Source organism: Bradyrhizobium sp. CCBAU 53338, assembly GCF_015291665.1.
Lineage (GTDB): Bacteria > Pseudomonadota > Alphaproteobacteria > Rhizobiales > Xanthobacteraceae > Bradyrhizobium.
The window spans coordinates 2404527-2429383 of the sequence record NZ_CP030048.1 but is presented as its reverse complement, the minus strand read 5'-3'; the positions used below and the strand labels follow the sequence as shown (position 1 = coordinate 2429383).

At 63.2% G+C, this 24857-nt stretch carries 34 protein-coding genes and 2 pseudogenes; 15 read left to right on the top strand and 21 right to left on the bottom strand.

Annotated features, from left to right (window positions below; genetic code table 11):
- The first annotated feature begins 220 nt into the window (after window positions 1–220).
- The 3 genes from XH90_RS11465 to XH90_RS11455 all read left to right on the top strand — a co-directional run bounded on the left by XH90_RS11465 (window position 221) and on the right by XH90_RS11455 (window position 2429).
- Entirely contained in the window at window positions 221–1750 is a 1530-nt protein-coding gene (locus XH90_RS11465; protein ID WP_194481446.1) for an FAD-dependent monooxygenase, read from the top strand.
- Between the two features lie 290 nt (window positions 1751–2040).
- On the top strand, window positions 2041–2241 hold the full coding sequence (locus XH90_RS11460; protein ID WP_194481445.1) for a hypothetical protein: 201 nt from the start codon (window positions 2041–2043) through the stop codon (window positions 2239–2241).
- A complete protein-coding gene (locus XH90_RS11455) occupies window positions 2238–2429 on the top strand; it encodes a hypothetical protein (RefSeq protein WP_194481443.1) in 192 nt (63 codons plus the stop codon). Before XH90_RS11460 ends, XH90_RS11455 begins: the two co-directional genes overlap by 4 nt.
- 89 nt (window positions 2430–2518) lie before the next feature.
- Here the strand turns inward: XH90_RS11455 and XH90_RS11450 are convergent, their stop codons facing one another.
- The 5 genes from XH90_RS11450 to XH90_RS11430 all read right to left on the bottom strand — a co-directional run bounded on the left by XH90_RS11450 (window position 2519) and on the right by XH90_RS11430 (window position 4172).
- Entirely contained in the window at window positions 2519–2704 is a 186-nt protein-coding gene (locus XH90_RS11450; RefSeq protein ID WP_194481442.1) for a hypothetical protein, read from the bottom strand.
- Between the two features lie 19 nt (window positions 2705–2723).
- A complete protein-coding gene (locus XH90_RS11445; protein ID WP_194481440.1) occupies window positions 2724–2897 on the bottom strand; it encodes a hypothetical protein in 174 nt (57 codons plus the stop codon).
- Window positions 2898–3054: 157 nt separating this feature from the next.
- The gene (locus tag XH90_RS11440) at window positions 3055–3312 is read right to left on the bottom strand and encodes a hypothetical protein (protein ID WP_194481438.1); all 258 of its coding nucleotides are present in this window, start codon (window positions 3310–3312) and stop codon (window positions 3055–3057) included.
- 113 nt (window positions 3313–3425) lie between these two features.
- Window positions 3426–3674 carry a hypothetical protein gene (locus XH90_RS11435; RefSeq protein WP_194481437.1) on the bottom strand — a complete coding sequence of 83 codons (249 nt, stop codon included), beginning with the start codon at window positions 3672–3674 and terminating at the stop codon, window positions 3426–3428.
- Window positions 3675–3911: 237 nt separating this feature from the next.
- Window positions 3912–4172 carry a hypothetical protein gene (locus tag XH90_RS11430; protein WP_194481436.1) on the bottom strand — a complete coding sequence of 87 codons (261 nt, stop codon included), beginning with the start codon at window positions 4170–4172 and terminating at the stop codon, window positions 3912–3914.
- A gap of 183 nt (window positions 4173–4355) precedes the next feature.
- On the opposite strand from XH90_RS11430, the gene XH90_RS11425 reads away from it, so the two are divergent.
- Window positions 4356–4541 carry a hypothetical protein gene (locus tag XH90_RS11425; protein WP_194481434.1) on the top strand — a complete coding sequence of 62 codons (186 nt, stop codon included), beginning with the start codon at window positions 4356–4358 and terminating at the stop codon, window positions 4539–4541.
- 41 nt (window positions 4542–4582) lie between these two features.
- On the opposite strand, the gene XH90_RS11420 is transcribed toward XH90_RS11425, so the two are convergent.
- On the bottom strand, window positions 4583–4756 hold the full coding sequence (locus tag XH90_RS11420; RefSeq protein WP_194481433.1) for a DUF3606 domain-containing protein: 174 nt from the start codon (window positions 4754–4756) through the stop codon (window positions 4583–4585).
- Between the two features lie 233 nt (window positions 4757–4989).
- On the opposite strand from XH90_RS11420, the gene XH90_RS11415 reads away from it, so the two are divergent.
- On the top strand, window positions 4990–5721 hold the full coding sequence (locus XH90_RS11415; RefSeq protein WP_194481431.1) for a Crp/Fnr family transcriptional regulator: 732 nt from the start codon (window positions 4990–4992) through the stop codon (window positions 5719–5721).
- On the opposite strand, the gene XH90_RS11410 is transcribed toward XH90_RS11415, so the two are convergent.
- Entirely contained in the window at window positions 5718–6329 is a 612-nt protein-coding gene (locus XH90_RS11410) for a phytanoyl-CoA dioxygenase family protein (protein ID WP_246755770.1), read from the bottom strand. The genes XH90_RS11415 and XH90_RS11410 overlap by 4 nt on opposite strands.
- A 286-nt stretch (window positions 6330–6615) precedes the next feature.
- On the opposite strand from XH90_RS11410, the gene XH90_RS11405 reads away from it, so the two are divergent.
- Window positions 6616–7863, top strand: a complete 1248-nt coding sequence (locus tag XH90_RS11405; RefSeq protein WP_194482660.1) for an NRAMP family divalent metal transporter — start codon at window positions 6616–6618, stop codon at window positions 7861–7863.
- Window positions 7864–7970: 107 nt separating this feature from the next.
- On the opposite strand, the gene XH90_RS11400 is transcribed toward XH90_RS11405, so the two are convergent.
- The 3 genes and pseudogenes from XH90_RS11400 to rocF all read right to left on the bottom strand — a co-directional run bounded on the left by XH90_RS11400 (window position 7971) and on the right by rocF (window position 9582).
- Window positions 7971–8267, bottom strand: coding sequence for a hypothetical protein (locus XH90_RS11400; protein ID WP_194482659.1), 297 nt, complete (start codon window positions 8265–8267; stop codon window positions 7971–7973).
- Between the two features lie 100 nt (window positions 8268–8367).
- A pseudogene (locus XH90_RS38920) lies at window positions 8368–8595 on the bottom strand (cytochrome c); the annotation flags it as partial.
- 9 nt (window positions 8596–8604) lie between these two features.
- On the bottom strand, window positions 8605–9582 hold the full coding sequence (rocF, locus tag XH90_RS11395) for an arginase (protein WP_194481429.1): 978 nt from the start codon (window positions 9580–9582) through the stop codon (window positions 8605–8607).
- 249 nt (window positions 9583–9831) lie between these two features.
- Here rocF and XH90_RS11390 point away from each other — a divergent pair, with 249 nt between their 5' ends.
- Window positions 9832–10086 carry a hypothetical protein gene (locus XH90_RS11390; RefSeq protein WP_194481428.1) on the top strand — a complete coding sequence of 85 codons (255 nt, stop codon included), beginning with the start codon at window positions 9832–9834 and terminating at the stop codon, window positions 10084–10086.
- Here the strand turns inward: XH90_RS11390 and XH90_RS38915 are convergent.
- Window positions 10083–10367: pseudogene (locus XH90_RS38915) on the bottom strand (EAL domain-containing protein); the annotation flags it as partial. The gene XH90_RS11390 and the pseudogene XH90_RS38915 sit on opposite strands and share 4 nt — an antisense overlap.
- A gap of 234 nt (window positions 10368–10601) precedes the next feature.
- On the opposite strand from XH90_RS38915, the gene XH90_RS11380 reads away from it, so the two are divergent.
- Entirely contained in the window at window positions 10602–11432 is an 831-nt protein-coding gene (locus tag XH90_RS11380; protein WP_194481426.1) for an alpha/beta fold hydrolase, read from the top strand.
- 289 nt (window positions 11433–11721) lie between these two features.
- Entirely contained in the window at window positions 11722–12042 is a 321-nt protein-coding gene (locus XH90_RS11375; protein ID WP_194481424.1) for a cytochrome c, read from the top strand.
- Between the two features lie 205 nt (window positions 12043–12247).
- Here XH90_RS11375 and XH90_RS11370 read toward each other — a convergent pair whose 3' ends face one another.
- The 5 genes from XH90_RS11370 to XH90_RS11350 all read right to left on the bottom strand — a co-directional run bounded on the left by XH90_RS11370 (window position 12248) and on the right by XH90_RS11350 (window position 15139).
- The gene (locus tag XH90_RS11370) at window positions 12248–12589 is read right to left on the bottom strand and encodes a phasin (protein WP_194481422.1); all 342 of its coding nucleotides are present in this window, start codon (window positions 12587–12589) and stop codon (window positions 12248–12250) included.
- Window positions 12590–12734: 145 nt separating this feature from the next.
- On the bottom strand, window positions 12735–12920 hold the full coding sequence (locus XH90_RS11365) for a hypothetical protein (protein ID WP_194481419.1): 186 nt from the start codon (window positions 12918–12920) through the stop codon (window positions 12735–12737).
- Between the two features lie 395 nt (window positions 12921–13315).
- Window positions 13316–13780, bottom strand: a complete 465-nt coding sequence (locus XH90_RS11360; RefSeq protein WP_194481418.1) for a hypothetical protein — start codon at window positions 13778–13780, stop codon at window positions 13316–13318.
- A 214-nt stretch (window positions 13781–13994) separates the two neighbouring features.
- Window positions 13995–14558 (bottom strand): hypothetical protein, encoded by a 564-nt coding sequence (locus XH90_RS11355; protein ID WP_194481416.1) that lies wholly within the window; start codon window positions 14556–14558, stop codon window positions 13995–13997.
- A gap of 47 nt (window positions 14559–14605) precedes the next feature.
- The gene (locus XH90_RS11350; protein ID WP_194481414.1) at window positions 14606–15139 is read right to left on the bottom strand and encodes a GcrA family cell cycle regulator; all 534 of its coding nucleotides are present in this window, start codon (window positions 15137–15139) and stop codon (window positions 14606–14608) included.
- A gap of 164 nt (window positions 15140–15303) precedes the next feature.
- On the opposite strand from XH90_RS11350, the gene XH90_RS11345 reads away from it, so the two are divergent.
- Both XH90_RS11345 and XH90_RS11340 read left to right on the top strand, forming a co-directional pair.
- Window positions 15304–15912, top strand: coding sequence for a S24 family peptidase (locus XH90_RS11345; protein WP_194481413.1), 609 nt, complete (start codon window positions 15304–15306; stop codon window positions 15910–15912).
- Between the two features lie 110 nt (window positions 15913–16022).
- Window positions 16023–16298: a hypothetical protein gene (locus XH90_RS11340; protein ID WP_194481411.1), complete on the top strand. Its 276-nt coding sequence runs from the start codon at window positions 16023–16025 to the stop codon at window positions 16296–16298.
- 42 nt (window positions 16299–16340) lie between these two features.
- Here XH90_RS11340 and XH90_RS11335 read toward each other — a convergent pair whose 3' ends face one another.
- On the bottom strand, window positions 16341–17315 hold the full coding sequence (locus tag XH90_RS11335) for a quinone oxidoreductase (RefSeq protein ID WP_194481410.1): 975 nt from the start codon (window positions 17313–17315) through the stop codon (window positions 16341–16343).
- Between the two features lie 239 nt (window positions 17316–17554).
- Between XH90_RS11335 and XH90_RS11330 the strand changes: the two genes are divergently transcribed.
- From XH90_RS11330 to XH90_RS11320, 3 genes are all read left to right on the top strand, one after another.
- The gene (locus tag XH90_RS11330) at window positions 17555–17755 is read left to right on the top strand and encodes a hypothetical protein (RefSeq protein ID WP_057749711.1); all 201 of its coding nucleotides are present in this window, start codon (window positions 17555–17557) and stop codon (window positions 17753–17755) included.
- A gap of 143 nt (window positions 17756–17898) precedes the next feature.
- Entirely contained in the window at window positions 17899–18846 is a 948-nt protein-coding gene (locus XH90_RS11325; protein ID WP_194481408.1) for a MoxR family ATPase, read from the top strand.
- A 5-nt stretch (window positions 18847–18851) separates the two neighbouring features.
- Window positions 18852–20231 carry a VWA domain-containing protein gene (locus tag XH90_RS11320; RefSeq protein ID WP_194481406.1) on the top strand — a complete coding sequence of 460 codons (1380 nt, stop codon included), beginning with the start codon at window positions 18852–18854 and terminating at the stop codon, window positions 20229–20231.
- Between the two features lie 21 nt (window positions 20232–20252).
- Here XH90_RS11320 and XH90_RS11315 read toward each other — a convergent pair whose 3' ends face one another.
- Entirely contained in the window at window positions 20253–20435 is a 183-nt protein-coding gene (locus XH90_RS11315) for a hypothetical protein (RefSeq protein WP_194481404.1), read from the bottom strand.
- A 352-nt stretch (window positions 20436–20787) separates the two neighbouring features.
- Here XH90_RS11315 and XH90_RS11310 point away from each other — a divergent pair, with 352 nt between their 5' ends.
- Window positions 20788–21009, top strand: a complete 222-nt coding sequence (locus XH90_RS11310) for a hypothetical protein (RefSeq protein WP_194481403.1) — start codon at window positions 20788–20790, stop codon at window positions 21007–21009.
- 9 nt (window positions 21010–21018) lie between these two features.
- On the opposite strand, the gene XH90_RS11305 is transcribed toward XH90_RS11310, so the two are convergent.
- Genes XH90_RS11305 through XH90_RS11295 form a run of 3 tightly spaced genes read right to left on the bottom strand, consistent with a single transcriptional unit; the run spans window position 21019 to window position 24857 of the window.
- The gene (locus XH90_RS11305) at window positions 21019–22410 is read right to left on the bottom strand and encodes an NCS2 family permease (protein ID WP_194481401.1); all 1392 of its coding nucleotides are present in this window, start codon (window positions 22408–22410) and stop codon (window positions 21019–21021) included.
- Between the two features lie 13 nt (window positions 22411–22423).
- Window positions 22424–24289, bottom strand: a complete 1866-nt coding sequence (locus tag XH90_RS11300; protein WP_194481399.1) for an adenine deaminase — start codon at window positions 24287–24289, stop codon at window positions 22424–22426.
- Window positions 24290–24302: 13 nt separating this feature from the next.
- On the bottom strand, window positions 24303–24857 hold the full coding sequence (locus tag XH90_RS11295; protein WP_246755871.1) for a TetR family transcriptional regulator: 555 nt from the start codon (window positions 24855–24857) through the stop codon (window positions 24303–24305).

Below are 24857 nucleotides of genomic sequence, written 5' to 3'. Positions count from 1 at the left end.
ACGGCGGCATTAAAAATGCCCGCGGCGGATTGTTCCGCGCGGGCTGAACCAAAATTTCGATGATGCCATTGTGCCAGTGTTTTGCCCGATGTGTCAAACCAACGATCTGGCGAGCCCGCGCCCTTCCTCCCAGCTTGATATGTGGTGCGCAAGGGACTTGCTTCAAGCTCCCGACGTCGGTGTACACCCCGCGCCTCACAGCACCGAGAGGGGTCACCACATGCCTGTCCTGCTTCCGACGTCCCGCCGGCGCACCGCCCGCGCGTTGCCAACTCGCAACGAGAAGGCAGCGCCGGCCGACCATGCCGTCGTGATCGCCGGTGGCGGGCCGACCGGATTGATGCTGGCGGCGGAGCTGGCGCTCGCGAAGGCCGATGTCGCCATCGTCGAGCGCCGCGCCAGCCAGGACCTCACCGGCACGCGATCCGGAGGCTTACACGCGCGCAGCATCGAGATCCTCGATCAGCGCGGCGTTGCCGATCGCTTCCTGCGCGAAGGGACCATCATCCAGCTCGCGGGATTTGCCTGGGAGCGGCTCGACATCGGCGATCTGCCTACCCGGCACCCCTACGGACTCGCGCTGCGGCAGGGCCATATCGAACGCATCCTGGCCGATTGGGTCGCGGAGCTCGGCGTCCCCGTCTATCGCAATCGCGAGGTGGCGGGCTTCACGCAAGACGACACCGGCATCGACGTGAGGCTTGCGAGCGGCGAAATCTTGCGCGCGGACTATCTGATCGGCTGCGACGGCGGTCGTAGCCTGGTGCGCAAGCTGACCGGCATCGATTTTGCCGGCTCCGAGCCGACGCTCAGCAACCTCATGGCCGAAGTCGAGATGCGCGAGACGCCGGCATGGGGTCTGCGTCACGATGCAATCGGCTTTCACGGCCTCAGTAGGACGGAAAACGGACGCGTGCTGGTGGTCATGACGGAAGCAACGCTCGCACGCAGCGGCGAAGCAAGCTTGCGCGATCTCAGCGATGCGCTGGTCGCCGTGTACGGCACCGATTTCGGCGCTCACAGCCCGGCCTGGATCTCGCGCTTCACCGATGCGGCACGGCAGGCCGTCTCCTATCGCAGGGGGCGCGTGCTGCTCGCCGGCGACGCCGCGCATATCCATCACTCCGTCGGTGGACAGGGCCTCAACACAGGCTTGCAGGATGCGGTCAATCTCGGCTGGAAGTTGGCGCAGGTGGTGAACGGCAAATCGCCCGACAGCCTGCTCGACACCTACCATGTCGAACGCCATGGCGTGGCCGCACGCGTGCTGCGCAACACCAGGGCGCAGATCGCCCTTCTCCGCCGCAACGACGAGGGCCGCAACGCCGCGCGCGAAATCGTCTCCGAGCTGCTCGCGATGGACGAGCCACGCAAGCGCTTTGGCGCGATGATGAGTGGGCTCGACATCCGCTATGACCTCGGCGGCGGGCATCCCCTGCTCGGCCGCCGCATGCCCGATCTCCCCTTGCACATCGAGGGCCGCGCATTGCGGCTGTTCACGCTGCTGCACGATCCGCGCGGCGTGCTGTTCCATTTCGCCCACTCTCATCGGCTCGACATCTCGCCCTGGGCCGATCGCGTCACGCGCGTCGATGCCGTCTACGACGGCACATGGGAGCTTCCGGCAATCGGATTGGTCGCCGCGCCGAAAGCCGTGCTGGTGAGGCCCGATGGGCACGTGGCGTGGGTCGGAGATGAGATCGGAGACGGACTTCTGGAGACGCTGACGACATGGTTCGGCCCAGTGTAAGACCGTCGTGCGCACCGCCGGAATCGGCAAGCCCGCGGCGTTGCCAGGGCTCGCTGCTTTGTTCAAAAGTGAACTCTAAATTCGGTCTTCGCACAAAATGCGTAAGCGGCTCAAAGTGCGCAATCAACGCATTGAAAACGGCGAAGAAGTTTCTTCGCGAACCTATCAAATGATGCAGACTCTCTGCGAGGCAAGTCGTACAGTTGAACATCACCGCAAGGCCCGTGGCAGATATCGGTGATGAGAACGCCCGTCGCGCTCCCGCCCCACTCGAAAGAGGAAGCAGCGCCATGTTGAAGCGACGTCGTTTCAAGCAGACCAGGACACTTCATCAGAGGCTCGCAGACGAAGCCGCGCAATTGCGCGAGCAAGCACGCGCGCTTGCGCCGGGACGCCACCGCGAGATGCTGCTGCTCCGCGCGCGGCAGGACGAGATGGCCATGCAGATCGACGCCTGGCTGCATTCGCGCGGCCTGAGGGCGCCGACATGACCCAGCAATACCGAGCCTATCTCGTCGGCGAAGACGGCGTCTTCCGCTCCGCCGAGGCCTTCGAGGCTCCCAGCGACACGACTGCGCTCGCCTACGCACAGCGGCTCGCGCGCCGCGGCGATGTCGAGGTCTGGCAGCTTGGCCGGAAGATCGGCTTGCTGAAGGGCACGTGGCCGCCAGAGGCCTGAAGCTGAGATCTCAGGTCTGAAGCCTTCAACTCGAAGGTGAACCAGATCGAAGAATTTTGCGCGTGCGGTCCGTCGTATTTCGGGATCGCTCAAGCTGCGGAGCCGGACGTGTGATCTCGTATCGCCAGTTCGACCTGGTCCGCCAGCACCGTCAGATGGCTTGCGAGCCTTTCGAACAGCTCACGCTTGGATTTGTCGGTAGCAAGATCGCGGATCAAGGCGCATTCGGCGGCATCCTTGCGCAGCTTCTCGAGCTGCGTCTGGTAATCCTTCATGACATCGTCTCCCTCGACATCATTGCCAGATTTCTTCGCGGCAGGTGTCACATCGATAGATCAGGATAGACCGGTCGCGCCGCACGTCCAGCATCGACGTGATGTAGCGCGACGGCGTCTTGCATGTCGGACAGGAGGGCCTCGGCTGCGCGCGGCCGGGCCTGTAGTCCTCCACTTCCGTCTTGTCGGTCACGACCTGAAACTCCGAGGTAGCGGAGTTCCTAAGTGCCAAAGTGCACACTTGTTCCGAACCGGGTCGAAGAATGTCGTCCCCAGCGGCTTCGAGCCGCAGGCAAAACCGACCTATGTTGGCCAAAATGCGCGTTCGGAAGACCGAGCGGCCGCTTAGTCTAAGCCGCGCGCGACATTTGCGCCGCCCGCTCGACCCGCGCTTCCAGCAGGGCAATCGAGGTCCGCAGATTGTCCCGGCGCGCACGCAACGCCTGCGCCAGCATGGAATAGGTCGGGCTGCCGGGATCGGCATTGCCGGCGTTGCGCTCCTCCTCGGCAATGTCGCTCTCGAGCATCTGGATCCGCCAGTGCAGATCGGAGATCAGGGCGTGGAGTTGCAAGGACGCGGTCGCTTCGAAACGGGACGTTGACTGCATGTGATCGCCTCATTCTGAAACGGCCCGATGGGCCGGGCCGGGTTCGAGACGTCGTGGAGCAAGAGCGATGCCAACCCTTTCTTGGACACGCAGAGCCGGGGCCCCGAGCGCACCTACTCTTCCGTCAGCTTGCGCTCGATATAGGCGTCGACCGTCTCGGCGAAGGAGCGCTGCACGCCGACCGAGCTGACGTGCAGTTCGAGCGCGTCCTGCTGCAGCACGCGCAGGCCGCGCCTGCGTGCGCTAACAGGCGCCATCGCCAGGTAGTCGTCGATGGCGCCTGTCGCCAGCGGGATACCTTTTGGATCTCCCCTCGCGATCAGCAAGCGCAGAAAGCTCAGGCAATCGGCCAGGCCAGCCATGGGTACGCCTTAGCTGCGCGGTGATTTTGGCTTCGGTATCCTGACGGGCTGGGTATGCGTCCCAAACAGCGCCAGCAGCAACGCGACTTCTTCCTTCGAACCGACCTGGATCATGGCTTTCTCCTTTTCGCTCGGTTGGTCGGGTCCGGCTGCGAGGGAGTTCAGGACGATCTGGTTTCAGGCATGTTTCAATTGTTTCGTCGTCAGTGCAGGCCGCATCGCCCGGGACCATGACGCTCAGCTGCTCGGCTGCCACCCGACGATCGCGCCGACGAGGCAGAGCAGCGCGCCGCCGGCCGTGCCGATCATCTGTATCCAGTACCGGATCGGCATGGTGTCGCGGCAAAACTCCTGCCGCGACCATCTCGACCAATCCCACCAGTCGTCACTGACGAACAGGATCTTTCTCTCGACATAGCCATGCCAGGCCTTGCGGACACAATAGATACCGACCCCGATCGCAACGAGGCGATAAAGGAGATCAAGAGCGGGGTTCATGCAAACATACGTTCTCCGGCGCGAGTGCGGCCAAGGCAACAGCCCTGCTTGTCTTTGTGTCGCCGGAGCGGATGCGGGTTCAGCCGAATGATCAAACTTTAATCGAATGCGACGAACCGTATTCGGTGGAATGAAATCTGTTCGCGCCATGTTGGCACATGTCCGTTCTCGCATGAGGGAGCCATGTACTACGTCGCCGCTGGACTGCTCGGGCTTTCGGGATTGTTCTATTCGGCGGGCCGTCACGAACTCGGCTCGTTCGGACATGACGTGTGCAGCTATGGCGGCACCTTCTGCGATAGCCCGGTGATCGTCTTCACCGGCGCGGCGCTCGCCGCGGCCTGGGGCATGTTCGTCAGCATCAAGTAAGCAAACCTGCGACCATCGGGTCCCGGGTCGAACGTCGCGAGTTAGAGCGCGAGCTCCTTGCGGACGGCGGCTGCCGAATTACCGACCTTGTCGACGGCCTGCTGCAGCTCCTCCCTGGAGATGCCGAGCGCATGGGTCCAGTACTTGACCTCCCAGGCCTCGTGCATGTTGATCTTGCTCCGATCCGGCTGTTCGCGCTTCGTCAGATGGTCCATCGCGGCGTCCTCCTAACCTGAGAACGTCGCGATGCACCGGCCGTTCCGAAACGAACCTGCGCCGTGGGGCTCGCCTGCGACACTTAACATTTGTTGTGTTTTCGTCTCTCACTAACCCGTCGTCCACAATGTTGAGAAACCGGGCCCACGTCACTTAACCTTTGTTATCCGCAACAAGCCGGGTCTGTGCTTTCTGGCTTTCACGTGCTCAGGCGCGTGGGGGATCGAGCGACGTGACGAGCGACATGATCTGGGCGCCGCTATTTCAGCGCCTGAAAACGACGACCGGCGCGGATGACCGGGATCTGCTAGCCCTCGCGGCGCTGCCGTTCACACTCCGCAACTTTCGCGAAAACCAGGCCGTGCTGCGCGACGGCGAACAACCGAGCGAATGCTGCCTGATCGCCGACGGCTTCTGCGTCCGCTCCAAGACGATCGCGGATGGCCGGCGCCAGATCCTGTCGATCCACATTCCCGGCGACCTGCCTAACTTGCAAAACCTCCATTTCCCGACCGTCGACCACGACCTGATTGCGCTGTCCGACTGCACGCTGGCCTTCGTCGCCCCCAAGGCCTTGAACGATCTCATCGGCCAGCGCCCCGGTGTCGGCGACATGTTCTGGCGCGATACGCTGGTGGATGCCGCCGTGTCCCGGGAGTGGATCGTCAATGTCGGCCAGCGCTCGACCTACAACCGGCTCGCGCATCTGATCGTCGAATTGCGCGAGCGGCTGCGCCTGATCGGCCGCGTGATCGACAATACCTTCGCAGTCCCGCTGACCCAGGAGCAATTCGGCGAGGCCATGGGCGTGACCAGCGTTCACACCAATCGCATCCTCCGCGAACTGCGGGTCGACGGCGTCCTGGAGCTTCAGCGCGGCACGGTAAGGATTCTCAACGAGCACAAGCTCCAGGAGCTCGCCCAGTTCGACGGCCGCTATCTGCATTTGTCGCCGCTGTCCTAGACCGGCCGACTGCGCTCCCCAGGGAGGAACATTTCGCTCGTGTCCATGCGCACGTTGCGCAGAGCCCGGCTGGATTCCTGTGCCTCGCACATGCGCTCCGGCATGAAGCTCAGCAGCAATGAACGTCGCCGCGCGCCGGAGCGATTGCGGGTCGCGCCGTGCGGCAAGTCGGCATCGAACACCAGGACGTCCCCCGCCTCTCCCACGGTGATCAGCGACGAGGCTTCGTCCGGCTCGCCACAGTCGAGAGGACGCGGAACGAGGCGCGTCGTACCCGTAATCGTCGAGGAAGACCAGGGCTGCGACCGTCTTGGTGCCCACACCATCGCGGTGCAAGGGTTGATGGCCGCCGCCGCCAGCAGCGGCGGCAGACGACAGGTTCGCTGCACGATCGGATCGAGATCGACCAGGGCATGGCGCCAGCCGGCGCCACGGGGCGCCGCCCATCGCTCGCCGCTGCACACACCGGCATCGAAGGCGCCCCGCAGCGCATCGCGCCAGCCTTCGGGGACCGCACCGCGGAGCAGAAGGTAGCCGTCGCGCATGAGCGCGTCCGCCCGATCGGTAACGAGCGGAATGGTCTTCGTCGGCATCAGGCGATGGCTCATGATGGCTCCCTACAATCTAAACGTGCCGCGTGCAAGTGTGTCGCGCGTCCCCGCAAGCGGGTCGCAGGCTTGTCTTGAAGTGGAGCTAGACCGCGCAACGGAAAGGCCACGCACGCGGTGACGCCGCGTGCGTGGCGCATTGCCGGCCGGGTATGGAACCTTCCGGCCATGTTCGCGCTTAAGCCTTGAATTCGTAATTTCCGGAGGGTGAGCCCTGTCGAACCGATCGCATTATCGCCCCGCCGGCCACGAGCGCTCGGACGCGCCGGCGAAGTCCGCTCCGTTGCTGCTGTTGCGGCGGCTGGGGCCTGGTCTGATCACCGGCGCCGCCGACGATGATCCGTCGGGAATCGCGACTTATTCGCAGGCGGGCGCGCAATTCGGCTACGGATTGCTCTGGACGATCTTTCTGACCCTGCCGTTCATGATCGCCATCCAGCTCGTCAGCGCGCAGATCGGCCGGGTCACCGGCAAGGGGTTAGCTGCCAACGTCCTGCAGCTCGCACCGCGCTGGTTGGTGATGGGGCTCGTGACGCTGCTCGTCGTCGCCAACACCTTCAACATCGCCGCCGACATTGCCGCGATGGCGGAGGCACTCTCGCTGGTCATCGGCGGGCTCAATCACGAGCACGCGCTGATCTTCGCAGCCGGCTCGACCCTGCTCCAGGTGTTCGTGCCTTATCGCCGCTACTCGCCGGTGCTGAAATTCCTGACGCTGACGCTGTTCGCCTACGTCGCCACCGCCTTCACCGTCAAGATCCCATGGGGCACGGCGCTGCTTGCTACGGTGTGGCCGAAGGCAACCGTCAACGCCGATTATTTCATGATGGTCGTCGCGGTCCTCGGTACGACCATCAGCCCCTACCTGTTCTTCTGGCAGGCATCGCAAGAGGTCGAGGAGATGAACCAGGGCAAGCGCGACAGGCCGCTGCGCGACCTGCCGAGCGGCGGCGACCCTGAAATCGCGCGCATCAGGGCCGATACCGCGGTCGGCATGCTGCTGTCGAACGGCATCGCCTTCTTCATCATCCTCACCACGGCCTCGGTGCTGAACGCCAACGGCGTCACCAACATCAGTTCGGCGACACAAGCGGCCGACGCGCTGCGCCCGCTCGCCGGCAACTTCACCTTTGCACTGTTCGCACTCGGCATCATCGGCACTGGGCTTTTGGCGATCCCGGTGCTGGCGGGTTCGGCGGCTTATGGCGTTGCCGAAATTTTCGGCTGGCGCGCCACGCTGGAGGCAAAGCCGGAGAAGGCGGTCGGCTTCTACACCATCATCGCCGCCGCGACCGTGATCGGCTTCGGCCTTGGCTTTACGGGAATCGACTCCATCCACATGTTGGTCTGGAGCGCCGTGCTCAACGGCATCGTCGCGGTCCCGATCATGGCGATGATGATGGTGATCGTCTCGAACGGGACAATCATGGGGCGCTTCAAGGCCCGGTCATGGCTGGTCGCGCTCGGCTGGCTCGGCACCGCGCTGATGGCGCTGGCCGTCCTCGCCTTGCTGGGCTCATCGGTGATTGGCTAGAGCGGCGACACGAAGGCCGCGAACACGGCGGGCAAGCTGAAGCCCTTCGCGCCCACCCGCCGAAGGCGACCGGCGGACTGCTGAGCTACGGCCGCAAGAGCTGACGTTTACGGCTGCACCGGATTGATGGTCGGGGACGTCTTTGGCCCCGGCCGCTCCGGCTCGAGTGCGGATTTTGGTTCGGTCGGAAGCACCTTGGCACCTGCCGCGTGGGCGGCCTCGCCCGTGGTCGCATACATCGCGACATGAGCCGGCTGGGTCTTGGCGCGGCTCCAGGGCCCATGATCAACGATCAACATCGCGGAGATGGTCACGCCGGCCACGATCAGCGCGATTACGCCGGGATGGCGAAGCGCTGACGACATGGAGTTTGCGAAGCGGTCAGTTGTCATCGAAGAACCCATCGTTTTCCTCTCGCAGGTCAATTCAAATGCGGCCCGCGAGTTCCGCGCCTGAACTAGCAAGTTCCGAGCCAATGCCTGGAACTTGCCCATCCTGCATCGTTCACTTTACGTCGGGTCTCGCATCGCGGACGAACTTGTCGCGGTCCGGCATCTTGATTGCCGCGAGCGATTGGCATCGCGTGTCGTATCCGCTCCCACAAGCCCATTCAGGTTCTAGTAGATATAGGCCGACACAGGGTTGACGTCTTCGTGCTCAGCGACTTGGCGCATTCTGCGGCATGGCGCGACGGATGAAGTCGGACAAGGTTGCCGCATAAGGCAGAAAAGCTGCCGACCGTCATTCGCCCGGCGCGATCGCATTGCTGGGCGTCGGCCGGTCGGTGACCTGCTGGCCGAACAGGCTGCCGATCAGCTCGACCGCGGTGCGCGCGGTGCGGCCGCGCTCGTCCAGGAACGGGTTGAGCTCGACGATGTCGACCGATCCCACTACGCCGGAATCGTGCAGCAATTCCATGATCAGATGCGCTTCACGATAGGTCGCACCGCCCGGCACCGTGGTGCCGACGCCGGGCGCCACGCAAGGATCGAGAAAATCGACGTCGAAGCTGACATGCAGCACGCCGTTGCTCGCCTTGACCCGCTCGACGACGCGCCGGATCAACACGGCAACGCCGAACTCGTCGATCTGACGCATGTCGACAACCCTGATCCGGCGCGCGCGCATCAGCTCTTTTTCGAGTTTGTCGATCGAACGTGCACCAAACAGATCGAGTTTATCGGGATTGACGGAAGCCCGCGGATCATCGCCCAGGAGGCCGTCGAGCCCAGGTTCACCGCAAAGGAACGCCGCGGACATGCCGTGCATGTTGGCGGTGATGGTCGTCTCCGGCGTGTTGTAGTCGGCATGGGCATCCAGCCAGAGCACGAACAGCTCGCGTCCGCGCTGACGCCAGTGGCGCGCCATCGCATTGACCGACCCCATGGACAACGTGTGGTCGCCGCCGAGGAAGATCGGCAGGGCACCGGTTTGCGCGATCTCATAGCCGCGACGGCTGAGCACGCGCGTCCAGCGCTGGATTTCGCGGTAATGATTGGCCTTCTCCGGCGGCGTATCAGCGAGATCCCTGACCTCGGCCACGGAAAGATCGCCGTAATCGACGACTTCGAAATCCAGGCTTTCGAGCAGTGTTGCAAGGCCGGCCGTCCGCAGCGCCGCAGGGCCCATCAGGGTGCCGCGCTGTGAAGCGCCCATGTCGATCGGCGCGCCCAGCAACGCGATGCGCCGGGCTCGATCCGCGATGGTTTGATCGGTCACGGCAATCTCCCGAGGTCAGCAAGGCTGCACCAGCGTAACAGAGATTCGCACCCGTCGTTTCACGGGAAACCGGAACAAATTCCTGCGCGCCGCATTTTCCCAGCAAGGCCGGCACCCGCCGTTCAAAACGGCGCCTGTCGCGGATAGCCAAAGGTCATCTGACCCGCTGTTCAAAACGAGCGCACGCGCGGATAGCCAAAGGTGCCGGCCTCGGTTTCTTCGTTCGGTCTGAAGGACGCGAGCTTGAGCATGGACATACCGCAGCCCAACCCTCAGCCCGGCATGACCGAGCGCGCCATCGATGCGGCCACAGACGTGTCCCACACCATCGGCGAGGTTGCCGGAGGGTTGCGCGCCGCCGTCGATCGCCTCACTTACGCGATCAGTGAAGCACGAAAGCCGGGCCGGCCGCTCTCTACGGTCGCGGCGATCACGCGCGAGGCTCCGTTGGCAAGCCTGTTCGTTGCGTTCCTCTTTGGCGTAGCTGTCGCGCGTCGACGCTAGGACCAGCGCAAACAGGTTCGGGCGGCACTGACAGCTTCGAGCCCAACTGACAAAAATTGCGTATCGAACGCGTCGGCAGGCATCGGACGGCCGAAGAACTAGCCCTGCCCCGCCTCGCATCCCATGCTGATCAGGAAGTCGGCCGCCGCGCGGTTTTCGATTCCTACGGCCACAACAGCCAAGCCAAGCTGCTTGCTGAGCCCGATGGTCGAGCCGACGATCGCGGCATCGTCGGAATCGGCGAGCAGATCGAGCACGAATGAACGGTCGATCTTGAGCCCACAACGAGCGGCGCAGCCCGCGCTTCCTCTTCGCCCTGTCGAGCGCCTTGCGGCTCTGCCCCGAACGCGGCAGAGGCGGCTGCCTCTAGTCTAGCCGGCTGAGGTGCCTCGAGACGGCCCTTTCGGGGCCGCCCTCACAGACTTGCCTAAATTTAATCCCGTAGCATGCTCACGATCACTCGATCCGGGGGTTTTCTATAGCCATGTTCAGTCAAAAGTGATTGAGACGGAACTATGAAGAAGGTGTTCGGAATTCTGGCCTTTCTCTGCGTCCTTGCGGCGGGCCAGTATGTCATCGTCAGTAAATTCGCGATCCGCCACGAGATGCTGTCCTTGTTCGACGCCTCGCGTCAGCGGCCGATCTCGGTCGAGATTGCGGTGCGGCGCGACTACGAGACCAAGGCCAATCTCGGCCTCTGGAAGCTTCCGGTCGCCATCATCAGCAATGGCAACACTGTCAAGGCCACCGAGTATTCTTTCCTCGCCAACGTGCTCGCGGCGCGCGGCTATCTCGTTGCCAGTATCCAGCAGGACCTGCCGAGCGATCCGCCCCTGATGACCCACGTCGGGCAGCAATATGTCGGCCGGCGCGAGGTCTATATGCGCTGCGAAGCCAACATCCTCTACGTGCTGAACACGTTGAAGAGCCGGCAGCAAAATGCCGATTACGACCACATCACGCTGGTCGGTCACTCCAACGGTGGCGACGTCTCCATGTATGTGGCCCAGCAGCACCCCGAGCTCGTGTCGAAGGTCATCACGCTTGATAATCTCAGGGTGCCCTTCGTCCTGAACGACCGCATGAAGATCCTGTCGTTCCGTTCCAAGGATCCGCATTTCCTGACCGATCCCGGCGTGCTGCCGACGCCGGAAGAGGCCAAGGCGCGCGGTATCGACATCGTCAATACCGGCGCGCAGCACACCGACATGAGCGATCGCGGGCCCGATTCGGTCAAGGAGAGTATCCAGGCGACGCTTGACCACTTCCTGCGCGACAGCGCCAGCAGCGCACTCACCCCGGCCGATACGACCAATCCGATGATCATGAATCCCGGCGACTACTAGCCGGGATCCTTTGCGGCAGATCAACGCAACTCCATGCCGGCACGATAGAAGGGCCGTACGGCATCGGAGAGGCAAGTGTCGAACTATACTGCAAGGCTTGATTCGAAGAGGCTCGAGATGGAGAGCCTGGGCTTGCCCCCGGCAAGAATGCCCGGGCTCGTACGCCATTTTTATCGTTCGGCCCGCAGGATGGTGCGATCGATCATCGCCCGCATCGACCTCTCGCAATTTCCGGGATCTTGCTGCGGCTGAGCATACGGTCCGCAAGCGAATGCACATAGGTGATGGGATGCGCGCAGGTGCGAGACGAATTTGGCTTCTGCTCGCGACGGTCTCGGGCTTGGGCGTGCCGCCCGCTCTCGCGGCCGACGCCGATCACGGCGCCGATCTGGCCCGGCGCTGGTGCGCAAGCTGTCATGTCGTGACAAGCAGCCAGACCCAGGCCAGCGCCGACGTGCCCTCCTTCGCATCGGTTGCGCGAAAGCCCGATTTCAGCCCGGAGCGGCTCGCGTTCTTCCTGCTCGACCCGCATCCAAAGATGCCGAACTTTCCCTTGAGCCGGACCGAAGCCGCCGACATCGCCGCCTATATCGGATCGCTCCGCCGGTAGCGGGGTGGTTGGCCACGCCGAGTTCTGAAACTGCAAATCCCTGCCGGGTGAACCGACAGGGATCAGCAGAAAGGATGATGGACGGCGGACGACGCACATCCGGTGGCCCATCATGGACCTGCCTTGGCATTGAAATGCGCATCGCGCCGCACCGCAAGATCAATTTGTAAGCAGACTGCGGCGTGCCAAATCAGAACCTACCCTGTCAGGATTTGCCCTTGCCCGGCTGCATGAAGTTGCCAGTCATCTGGCGCATGTGATCGCCGGCATTGGTGAACTGGCTGCGCAGGAACTCGGACTGGATTCGCATCGCCTCCTGAAGATCGGTTGCGTGGACCAGCTTGCGGGCGTGTTCAAACGCCGCCTTCATGTTCTGCTCGGTGAAGGCGAGCGCCTGCTTGGATACGTCCGCGCTCGCTCCAGGAACGGATGACATCGACTTGGTGGCCGCATCGAAAAACATGCCGAACGCCTTCTCCGCCTGGTCGATCGTCTTCTCGGCCAGGTCACGCAGTTCAGCCGGAACTTCGAGCTTCGGTTCGATCATGGTCGCACTCCTCCCTCTTTTTCCTGATTGATTATCACATTTGCCGCACCGCCTTCCAGCGCCCAAGCAGCCGCAACGGCCGCACCTTTGCGGTCCGCCCCGGCCGGCAAGATGGAGAAAGCGTAATCTCGGCGCGCTACGGCGCCTAGGACAGGGGATGTTCAGGGAGCGTTTCGTCGGTGACGAGGTCTTCGACCAGCCGGATGACCTCGAAGCGCTGCCGGGGAGCGAGCTTGAGAAAGGCTCGCAGCAGGCGGAGACTCTCCACCGTTCCGGTCGCGGGTGCGCCAAGCTTGAGATGCAGTTCAGCCGCGAAATTGAGGTTCTTCATCTCGCACCTATCACAGGATTGGCCCTTCGGGTCGGAGGCAGGAGCCCGATCGAGGACCAGATGCCGTCACCGAACGCCATGGCGACGACAAACTCTAGGTCGGAGCACCCCAGCAGGCCAGCAGGCCAGCAAGCTGAGCTTCCGATCTGAATAACTCGGCCCGACCCGAGAAGTTGTAATTATGACAAGGAACAACCCGTCGGGCAAGCCAAACCATGCGACTCAGCGATGCTTCGCCGACATCGCACCACGGCAATTCCGGATAACAGGAATACGAGCCATCGTCACCCACCTGCGTCAACAAGCAGCATCAGTCATCACACGGTCCTGATAGTTGTCAATCCGACCAACGTTTCGGGTTGTTTCCGGCATGCTCGGAAACCGGCAACCGCGGACTAACGCTTCGTCAGCGTATACACGTAATCATTGAGCCCGATTTCAGCGGTTGCATCGTCCACGAAATGAACGTCGATCTCGCAACCAGTCTCCAGCGTCCTGATACGGGACGCCGTGAAGCCGAGCGAAGCGGCAAGCGCCTTCGGATCAGCCTTCTTGTCGGCATGCCGCATCTCGTCGAATGCACCCTGGAAGATCATATCGGGACCGTAGTCGGTCACCTTGTATTGCGGCTTAGCGCAGGCAAAGGGACGCGGACCGGAGATTTTCGTGGCCTTCAGGACCACCGTCCTGCCGATCAGCCGTGCGCGCTCCGCATCATCTGGTTTGCGATGCGGATCGGCCCATGGCGCCACCACGGCCGTCGTCAACGTCCAGCTCCCGACATAAAACGGATCGGCGGCCATGACAGGCCCGGCAAGGCCGAGCGATGCGAGCAAACAAACAGCGCGGGTCAATTTCATCGATGAGTCCCCTTGATCTCCCGGTTTGGACTCGCCGCTCCGCGTCACGGTTCACCATTGCCGGATATTTCTCGCGCCGTGAACCGTCGTTCAACATGATGCGACCAAGCGTGCAAAACGGCCACGAGCGCTGCATGACGCCGTACCAGCTCATGCCGCATCCCTAGGATACGACGGAGGGCTGCCGGCGGGCGAAAGCCGCCGGCGGCCGCTTTCAGCGGCGCCGCGCCGATGCATCGGTCGCAAAGCCGTAGACCAACGCCAGCCGATCGAGGCATTCGCGAAAACGCCTGGCGAAATAGTCGTTCCATCGCTGGGTCCGGACGGCGCGTCGCTGCCCGATCTGGTCCATGGTCAGGCCGAGCACCAGCACATCGTGCACCAGCGCGGCGCCGTCGGTGCCGAGTTCGCGCTCGACCCGGTTCAGCCGCAGTACCGCCTGGCGCTGGCTCTCGGTTATGGGCTCGCGGGAGCGCGTCCCATCGACATGTTCACGGGTCGGATCCATGGCCTGAGGGCCCCGTTCCGCCCTCTCCCAGTCATTCTGATAGGCGCGGCCACTCCGGTATTGCGCCTCGTCGATCTGGTGATGCGCGTGCAGCCGGCCGAGTGGATCGTTGCGGATCGATCGCATGGCTGCGATCCTATCGTCCAGATCAAGCGCGAGGGGATTATCGATCTCGATCTCCGCCAACTCCGCGTTGAACGGCAGGTCGCGCGATCGCCGGTCGTGAGGCCCGGTCAACTTGTAGGATGTGTTGCGTCTGGCACGTGCCACTCGGAATCTCCTTGCGAATTGTCATAGGAAGGGACGCTGGCCGCCTGTCAGGCAGCGAAGACCAGCCTCAACACGACCGCACCGGCAGCACGGCCGGACGCGGAGCCGCGACCGCGGGTCAGGCGCGCATGCGGCGCGCAAAAGCTCGACCCGTGCATCCGCGGATGACCGCAGAAATGGATCGCCTCGTTCTCCTTGTCGCCGCCATAGGGATATCGGCAATCGCCTCGCTCGAGCTCGCGGAGCCCGATCAGGCGCGGTTGGACGCCCACGCAACGCAACTTGACCGGATTGGCCGGCTTCAGTGCCGATGGCGGCGGCAGGTTCAGGCCAGGTATTGCGACACGAGGCGACGCGAGCGGGCCCGACTCGCCCGGCAAGGACGGAACGATCGATGGGCTCGCCATCCGTTCGGGCGCACCGAGCCCGAGCCGCCTGGCGCGACCGACCACCGCATTGCGCGTGTAAGCCGTTCCAAACCTTGCGTTAATCTGTCTTCCGATCTCCGCATATGACAGTCCCTTGAAAAAATAGTCGCGAAGCGCGTCGGAATGCTCCGACGACCAATGGCCCGGTTCCATGCTGCTGTCCTGTGATGCGCCCCGATCCCACGATCCGGAGGCGGGACACACATTCCGTTATTCCGAAGATTAAGTCAAGTCAGAATTCTGATATTCATAATTGCATTAATTCCGAATTTCGGATTAAAAAGGGACCGAGCCGTGGGGCAATCGAGGGAATCACCATGTTGGACGTTGCGATGATCGAGCGGGGCCTGGAAAAGACAGGCAAGAGCAAGGGCGGACTGGCCGCGGCGATGGGCGTGCGCCCCGGCGCGGTGTCGGAAATCCTTGGTGGTGAGCGCCTGGTGAAGGCCTCGGAAATCATTCCGATCATGCAATATCTGGAACTGAACCTCGCGCCGATCATGGGCCGCGTCGGCGCAGGCGCGGTGATCGAGCCGGATTTCGAGCAGGTTCCGCCGGAGGGACTCGGCGACATCGCACTGCCCTTCCCGATCATGGAAGAAACCGTCGCTTTCGAGATCGTCGGCGATTCGATGCTTCCAAAATATGAAAGCGGTGACGTTATCGTGGTCTACAAGGACCAGCGTCATCCGCTGTCGAGCTTCTATGGCGAAGAGGCCGTGGTCCGGCTCAAGACCGGCGAGCGCTATTTGAAGACCATCGAGCGGGGCAAATCTCCCTCCGTCGTCAACCTCGTCAGCTTCAACGCCAAGCCGATCGTCGGCGTCAAGCTCGACTGGGTCGGCGAGATCTGCCTCTCGATGCCCAAGGGCCAGCTCGAGCGGCTGCGCGCCAAGTCGGCCCGCCCGCGCAAGAAGGGTCGGTAAGGGCCAGAGGCGCTAGATTTCCGATTTCTGGAAATCTGACTTGACTTTATTCTGATTTTTCGAAATACTCTGCCGCACGCCCGGCCATCGGGGTGCGGCAGGATCGTTTGATGCAGTATTTCGTCGTGATGATCGATTACGGGCGACGCGGTCGCGAGGCGGTCGTCGACCCTGAAATCACCAGGCGCGAAGTCATCGCTCGCATCAGCTCCGGCGAATACCAGAGCATCTCGTTCATCCATGAAATCGCGGAAGATTCCGTCGAGGACGTGACCGAAGCCATCCTGGCTGAGGCCGCCCTCCCCGACATCCCGCCTGAAGATATCGATCTTCAGGCGAACCGTCTCGATCACGCCCGCGACCTGCGCAAGCACGAGCGGACATGACGCAGGCTCGCTAAGCGGCCCGCGCCACCGTCTGTCGAGCGATCACACCGTCAGCACGGTCGATCCCGTGGTCTTGCGCGCGGCGAGATCGGCATGCGCCTTGGCGGCGTCCTTCAGCGGATAGGTCTGGTGCACCTCGATCTTGACCGCGCCGGACTTGACGACGTCGAACAGCTCGTTCGCCATCGCGACCAGGGCCTCGCGCTTGGCGGCGTAGGTGAACAATGTCGGCCGGGTGACGTAGAGCGAGCCCTTTTGCGCGAGCAGGCCGAGATTGAGCGGCTCAACCGCGCCGGAAGACGCACCGAACAGCGCGGCGACGCCGAGCGGCGCGAGGCAGTCCAGCGACTTCAGGAACGTGTCCTTGCCGACGGAATCATAGACCACCGGCACCTTCTTGCCGCCGGTGATCTCGTCGACGCGCTTCACGAAATCTTCGCGCGTGTAGATGATGACATGGTCGCAGCCATGCGCTTTGGCGAGTTTCGCCTTCTCGTCGCTGCTGACGGTGCCGATCACGGTTGCACCGAGATGCTTGGCCCACTGGCTCAGGATCAGACCGACGCCGCCGGCCGCCGCGTGCAGCAGAATGGTGTCGCCTGCCTTCACGCGATAAGTTTGCCGGATCAGATATTGCGTGGTCAGCCCCTTCAGCATCATCGCGGCCGCGGTTTTGTCGTCCACGCCATCAGGCAGCTTCAACAGCCGGTCGGCTGGGATCAGCCTCGCCTCTGAATAGGCGCCAAGCGGTGATGCACCGTAAGCGACGCGATCGCCGGCCTTCAGATCGGTGACTCCAGGCCCCACTTCCTCGACGACGCCCGCCGCCTCGCTACCAAGGCCGCTCGGCAACTGCACCGGATACACACCGGACCGATTGTAGATGTCGACGAAGTTGAGGCCTACGGCGGTATGCCGGATACGCGCCTCGCCCGGCCCGGGCTTGCCGACACTGACCTCCTCCCAAACCAGGACTTCCGGACCGCCGGTCTTGTGAAAACGAATGGCATGGGTCATGGGCGTTGCTCCCTTATCGTTGTGTTGATGGTCCGAGAAAAACCGGATCGGCGATCGTCTAAGCACCGGAAATAGGCATTTCGTCCAACCGTTACAGTACAGAGACGTAACAAGAATGTCACAGCGAACGACAAACCCTCGCCGTTCCGTCTCTGTTCGAAAGAGTTGATGACGGCTCTGCGGCAACCGGCGGTAGCTTTTGCGCGGGGTTTGGTGGTCGCCTGCGAAGGAGAGCCGAGATGCCAGCGTATGTACAGCATCATCAGGATATCGAAATCGCGCCTGTGATTTGCCCGACATGCATGGGGTTCCTGCCGATGTATGTGCGCGAGGTCGAGCCGCACTGGAGCCTTGCCAAGATCGACTTCGTCTATGAATGCGCCGATTGCGGCGCCGAGGTCAGACAGACCATCCGCAAGCCAGAGCTGCTGCGGCACTGATCGCACGATAGCCGCGCTTAAGTATTTGCGCTGAACGGAAAAAGCGCCCCTTTGCGCGGATCAGGCTGTCCCAAACGAGGCTTGTTCTTTGCCGGGAACGCAGGCAGAACAACCTCGAGCAAGACCTTTGGGAGCGCCGTTTCGTGGCTGAACAGAAGGCCTCGACCTCGATCGAGGCAGTGGAGAGCGGCCTCGCCGCGCAAGGCTATATCGCGAGCCGGCAGATCGCGACCGCCGTCTATTTGTCGCAACAGATCGAGAAGCCGATCCTGGTCGAGGGACCCGCGGGCGTCGGCAAGACCGAGCTTGCCAAGGCAATCGCGGCCTGGCGCGGCAAGAAGATGATACGCCTGCAATGCTACGAAGGCCTCGACGAGGCCAAGGCGCTCTATGAGTGGAAATACGCCAAGCAGCTTCTCTACACCCAGATCCTCAAGGACAAGCTCGGCGAGGTCCTCGGTGGCGCGCAGACGCTGCATGCTGCACTTGATCAGCTCCATGATTTCGGCGACGTGTTCTTCTCCAAGGAATTCGTCGAGCCGCGGCCGCTGCTGCAGGCACTGGAGCAGCCGGGCGGCTGCGTGCTGCTGATCGACGAGATCGACAAGTCGGACGCGGAATTCGAATCGCTGCTGCTGGAGATCCTCTCGGATTTCCAGGTCACCATTCCCGAGCTCGGCACCGTCTCGGCGATCACGCCGCCGACGGTGATCCTCACATCCAACAGCGAGCGCGATCTCGGCGACGCCTTGAAGCGGCGCTGCCTGCATCTGCATATCGGCTTCCCCGAGCAGCGGCTCGAGGAGCGCATCGTCGAAAGCCGCGTCCCCGGCATCTCGCAGACGCTGCGCCGGCAAATGGTCGGCTTCATCCACGAGATCCGATCGCTGGATCTGAAGAAGCTGCCCTCGGTCAGCGAGACCATCGACTGGGCGCGCGTGCTGGTGCTGCTCCAGGCTTCCGAACTCGACACCGAAATCGTCAAGGACACGCTCAACGTGCTCCTGAAATACGAGGCCGACATCGAGGCCGCGTCGCCGCAAGTGACGACCTTCATTGCCAAGGCGGCCCGGTCCAACGTCTTCGGTTGACGCCGATGCGCGAGAATCTTCATCGTTTCTTTCGGGCGGCGCGCGGCGCCGGCGTTCATGTCTCGCCTGCCGAAAGCATCGATGCGATGCGCGCGGTCGCGCAGGTCGGCCTAACTGACCGCGCCATCTTGCGCGACGCGTTGCTTTTGACGCTCGCGAAGTCGCAGGACGAGAAGCTTGCGCTCGGCGACTGCTTCGATCTGTTCTTCAGCCAGCCCGAGCCGCGACGGGATCAACCCGAGGCCAACGACAATGACGAGGCCTCGCAGGACACTGATCCGTCGCCCTCATCAGGCTCGGCGAGCGAAGCGGGTGGAGGTCAACCTCAACAAGGATTGGGCCCGCTCGCACAGATGCTGCTGTCGCAGGATCGCAATGCGATCTCTGCCGCGATCGCCAGCGCGTCTGGTGCAGCCTCGCTCTCGGACATTCGCTATTCGACCCAGCGCGGCATCTTCTCCAGCCGAATCCTCGATGCCATGGGCCTCCAGCGCCTGCGCGATGATCTCGACGATTTGACCGCGACGAACCCGGCGCTGGCCGAGCGCCTGCGCGCCGCACTCGACGCCCTGCGCGAGGCCGTGCGTGATACCGTCTCGCAGGGGCTTGCGCTGTACGCCCGCGAAGAGGCTGAAAACCTCCGCAACGAGATCCTGCGCAATGCGCCGCTCGCACGTATCGAACGGCGTCAGGTCGCGGAGATGCGGGCACTCATCCGCCAGATCGCGCGCCGCCTGCGCGAGCGCTATTCGAAGCCGCGCAAGCGCCAACGCCGCGGTCATCTCGACGTCCGACGCACACTGCGCCGCAATGCCGCCTGGGGTGGCATACCCTTCCTCACCGCATGGAAGCGCAAACACCGCGACCGGCCGAAGATCGTCGCACTGTGTGACGTCTCCGGCTCGGTGGCGCAGGTCTCCGACTTCTTCCTGCTCCTGATCCACTCGCTGCATGAGGTCGTGGACGACGTCAGCTCGTTCGCGTTCTCATCCCATCTGATCGATGTCAGCGAGATCCTGGAGAAGAAATCGCCCGAGGAGGCAATGGCCGAGATCATGTCCAAGGTCGGCTTCGGCTCGTCCGACTACGGCTCCTCGCTGGTGGACTTCGAGAAGGACTTCATGAGCACGCTGACGCCGCAGACCACGGTGATCGTGCTGGGCGATGCCCGCAGCAACAATCTCGATCCGCGCGCCGACATCCTGCGGCGCATCTCCGAACGTTCGAAGCGGCTGGTCTGGCTCAACCCCGAAGGACGGCTGGCCTGGGGCTTTGGTGATTCCGAGATGCCGCGTTATGCGACCTTTTGCAGCGTAGTACGGCAATGCGCCACCGCGCAGCAGCTCGAGCGCGCGGTTTCCGACATCGTTGCGACTTATCAGTAAGTCTCGGGCTCGCGGCCAAATTCAGTTTCGCGTAAGCTCCACGTGGGCCGCATTGCACTCGCGAAAGTGAGTGGCGATTTCGTCGAGCGCGCGCTGTTCCCATTCCTGGGCTTGCGCCAGCCAGAAAACCCGACGCTCGAAATCGAGCGCGGCACGCTCCCGGCACAGGGATTCCTGACTGCGAATTTCCACCAGCCTGTTCATGCACTCACACTCCTTGTCGTGTGAAGCCATTCCCCGGGAATCAGCCTAGCAGAGTCACGAACCCAGCGTCTCATCATTTCTGTGCATATCGCGACGCAGGATGAGACAGCAACGCTTCCCGTGCAGTGCGGCCGTCGCAGCGCAACATCAAGTGAAGATCATCAATTAGTGAACGGTGATGGGGACGATATTCGCGTCCGAACGATCTTAACTATTGTGGCGCAACAGACTGCGGCAATTCGTGAAGAGACGTTCTAAACAGCTCACCGAATTCCCGACTCATTGTCGTCGCATGGTCTTCATGCAGCGCCGCTAACAGGGGCGCGCGAACGCGACTATCGCTTGAGGCAACATGAGCAACGACGTCGATTTCGATCTTTCACCGGACCAATGGGAAGCGCTCAAGGCGCTTCGCAACCCGGTATCGAACGGTCGCCTTTCCAAGGCCTATCTCCTCGAAGGGCTCGTCAAGCTCGGCCTCGTCCACGTGAATGACGGTACGCCTGCAATGACGCCGACCGGACGCAAGGTGCTGGTGCGCGGATCATGCCGATTGCTCGATCTGGCGGCTTAGCCACGCCCATCAAAAAATCTGGGCGGTCACGAACGCGTAAGCGACGAACACCACGCCCAGTCCCCACACCATCGCAGGAATCTGTGACCGCCGGCCGACCGTCACTTCCAGGGCGATGTAGCTCAGAGTCCCCAAGGCCATTCCGTTGATGAGGTTGTTGGTCAGCACGGTGACCAGCAGCGTCAGGACGATCGGAACCGCGTTACCGAGATCGGTCATGTCGATCCGGGCCAGGCCCTGCATCATCAGCACGCCCACGAGCACCAGCGCAGGTGCGGTCGCTTGCGATGGGATGATGACGAAGATCGGCCAGAAGAACAGCGCGAGGAAGAAGAACCCCGCAACGGTCAGCGACGTCAGGCCGGTGCGCCCGCCGGCCTGCACGCCGGTGATCGACTCGATATAGGCAGTCACCACCGACGTGCCGAACAGCGGGCCGACGATGGACGCCGTCGCATCGGTCGCGAAGGCAGCGGTGGCATTCGGGATCGAGCCGTCAGGCTTGCGCAGATTGGCAGCCCCCGTCACGCCGATCAGCGTACCCAGCGTCGAAAAGAACTCGGCACACAGGAAGTAGAACAGCAGTGGGAGCGCTACGACGAAATGGCTGAAGAGATAGCCGACGTCGAGCGCCATGAAAGTACTGGTCGGCCAGCGTGGCCACGACATGATCGCCGATGGCACCGATGTCACCATCTTGCCGTTGGCGCCTGGAACGAAGAAGCCGATCACCGTGAGCAGCGCGATCGACAGGATCAGGGCCGCGGGCACCCGGCGCACCACAAGCACCGGCGTGAGCAGGAGGCCGAACAACGTCAGCAGCACCGGCGGGCTGCGCAACGATCCCATGGCAATGTAGGTCGATGGGTTCTGAACCACGAATCCGGCGCCACGGAGCGCAATGAAGACGATCAGGGTGCCGACCGCCGCCTGGATGCCGATCTTCAGCGCTTCCGGCACATCCTTCGCGACCTTCTCGCGCAGCTTCGACAGGCTGAGGATCAGGAACAGCACGCCGGTGAAGGCGACCATGGCGAGCGCACCCTGCCAGGGCATGCCCATCTGCTTGACGATGACATAGGTGAAGATGACATTCGAGCCCATTGCGGGCGCAACCGCGAGCGGCAGGTTGGCCCACACCCCCATCATCACCGAGCCGAAGATTGCGGCCAGCGCCGTTGCGCTGACCAGATCGGCACGATCCATCCCGGCGTTGGACATGATCGAGGGGTTGACGGCGATGATGTAAGCCATCGCCGCGAACGTGGTCGCTCCCGCCATCACCTCGCGGCCGACGCTCGTACCGCGCTCGGTGAGGCCAAAGGTCCGATCGAGCAGCCCCGTAGCTGCCGATGGCGTCGGCTCCGCGGGAGCGGCTTGCGGCTTCGTCATCTCATCCATCTCAATCCTCCCCCTACCAGACCACCGGATGCGCTTCGCCCGTCTGCACGTTGATGAAGCCGAGCGGCGCCTGCTCGCACGGCGCCACCAGCACCCAGCTCCAGGGCGCGCAAGTCAGCGTTGCAAACATGAGCCTCTCCGGGAATCCAGGATACCAGCGCGGCCGGAACGTCGGCTCGTACATCCAGTCGACCTTGCGTCCCTCCGCGTAGAGCGCCTGCATCTCGGCATCGAGCGCCTGGGCCGAGCGACAGCTCATCAGCCCCCCGACCTCGAAGCGCACGGTGGCCACGAGTTCGCCCTCGCGCACCAGCGCCCATCCGCCCTGAAGCTCGATCAGCGCGTTTACCGCCTTCGCCATCGCCGCGTCGGACGAGCCGACCACCCAGATATTGTGCTTGTCGTGCGCCACTGAGCAGGCGACCGCCGTCTCCGGCGTGCGAGGTCCGCAGCCGCGCCAGAACATCTTTGCGACCCGCCCGTCGCCGGAGAAGCGGTCGACGATGGCGAATTTGGTGACGGCTTCGCTCTCGTCGCGCTGCACGGCCCCGTCACGAACCGGCAGTTCGAGCGTGTAGAACTCGGGATGCCAATGGAAGGGACGGATCACCGCCGCTTTCATCGTGGCCCGGCCGGGCTCAGCCCGCAGCTCGAAATCCCCAGGCTTGATCGTGCGCTTGATGTTGACCGTCTTGGTCGCCCACTCCGGCCATTCGATCCGGGGCACCTGGCCGAGATAGCGCTTGCCTTCGGAGACCTGCGCGCCATCGGCCCACACCTCGGCGATTTCGAGCTTGGCAACGTCCGACAGCAGCACGACATCGCCAAAGCGCCCCGGCGCCAGGCTGCCGACGTACGGCGTGAGGCGCATGTGTCGCGCCGGATTGATCGTCAGACACTGGATTGCGACTTCCGGCGCAAGGCCGGCCTCGATCGCGACCCGTGCATTGTGATCGCTGGCGCCGAGCTCGAGCGTGTGGCTGGCGCTGCGGTCATCCGTGGTGAAGGCGACCTGCGACCAGTCCTGCAAACCCTTCGCGAGCAGCCATTTGACGATCTCGTCCATGGCATAGACGCGCAGCTCGACGAACAAACCGCGGGTGAGCTTGTCCCAGGTCTCCTCCGGGGTCTGCACTTCATGGTCGGATGCCAGCCCGGCTGCGGCAAAGGCGTTGATAGAGGGCAGATCCCGCAAGCCCGACGCGTGGCCCTCGACGACACCGCGCGCCGCGAACGTCGCCTCGATCATGCCCCAGAGCCGCTTGTAGGACGGGTTCTCGGGATTCCACACCGCCGGCCAGTCCATGACTTCGTCGAGGCCGGTGACCATCAGGCTTTCGGCCATGAAGCGCGCCTGCTCATCGCGGCCATACCAGCCGCCACCCCATTCATAGGCTGTCGGCGGCACCGCCGAACCCGGCTGCGGAAAGATTTTGAGCGGCGAGCCCCGGCGACGCGCCTCGAACCAGAACTCGAGATTGCGGGCGCCATTGACGTTCGAGAACTCGTGGCTTGCCTCGCAGGTCCAGGTATTGCCGTGCGGGAGCACCAGCGCCGCTTCCCATTCCGGCGTCAGATGCGAGCTCTCGATATGCTTATGCACCTCGCCGAAGCCGGGCACGGCCGCAAGATCCGGCCGATGCACACGCTCGCGTACCTCGCCGCGATAGCTTCCGGTCGGTCCCACCCAGGCGATACGCCTCCCCTTGAATACGATCTCCTGGTCCTCGCTCCAGGTGCGACTGTGCACGTCGAGCAATCGGCCGACCCGCAAGGAACGATCGGCGGGGCGACGGCCGAGCGCCGTCAACACGAGATCCTGGCGGATGCGAACCTCGTCGGGCGCGTTGATCAGGAGATCATCGGGTATCGCATTCATGGGCTCTCACTCCCTACGCCTGCTCGCTCACGGCCGTGGCCCGCTTCCGCGGCGATCTACCGGTCTTGTTATCGGTCTTGCCGCTGCGCGCCGCGGCGGCATCCCGCTGACGGACGTCCTTCAAGAGAGTCGTGAGCGCCCAATCGATCGCGTCGGCGATCTCGGCGCTCGACATGCCAAAATCCTCGCGCATGGCATTCCAGGCCAGCACGTTGTTGAGGTAGGACGCGAGCGCCTCCGCCTGGCGGACGTCCTTCGCCGGGAGATGCCGCACCAGCGGCGCCATCGCCCTGCGATGCTGGTCGATCAGGTGCCGCCTGAAGCCGGCGCGCACCCGCCGCCCCGCCCGCGTCATCGCGATGGCGCGCGCCAGATGCGGATGGCGATCGAACCGCTTGCACAGCTTACGGAAAATATCCGGGAGTTCGTCGGGCGAGGTGAAAGGAATGTAACTGAAGACGTTGTCCTCGATCCATTCGCCGGCCGCCGCGAACAGCTCCGCGCGGGTCTTGAAGTGGCGATAGATGGTTCGCTCGGCCACCTTCGCACGTTTGGCCACTGCGGCCAT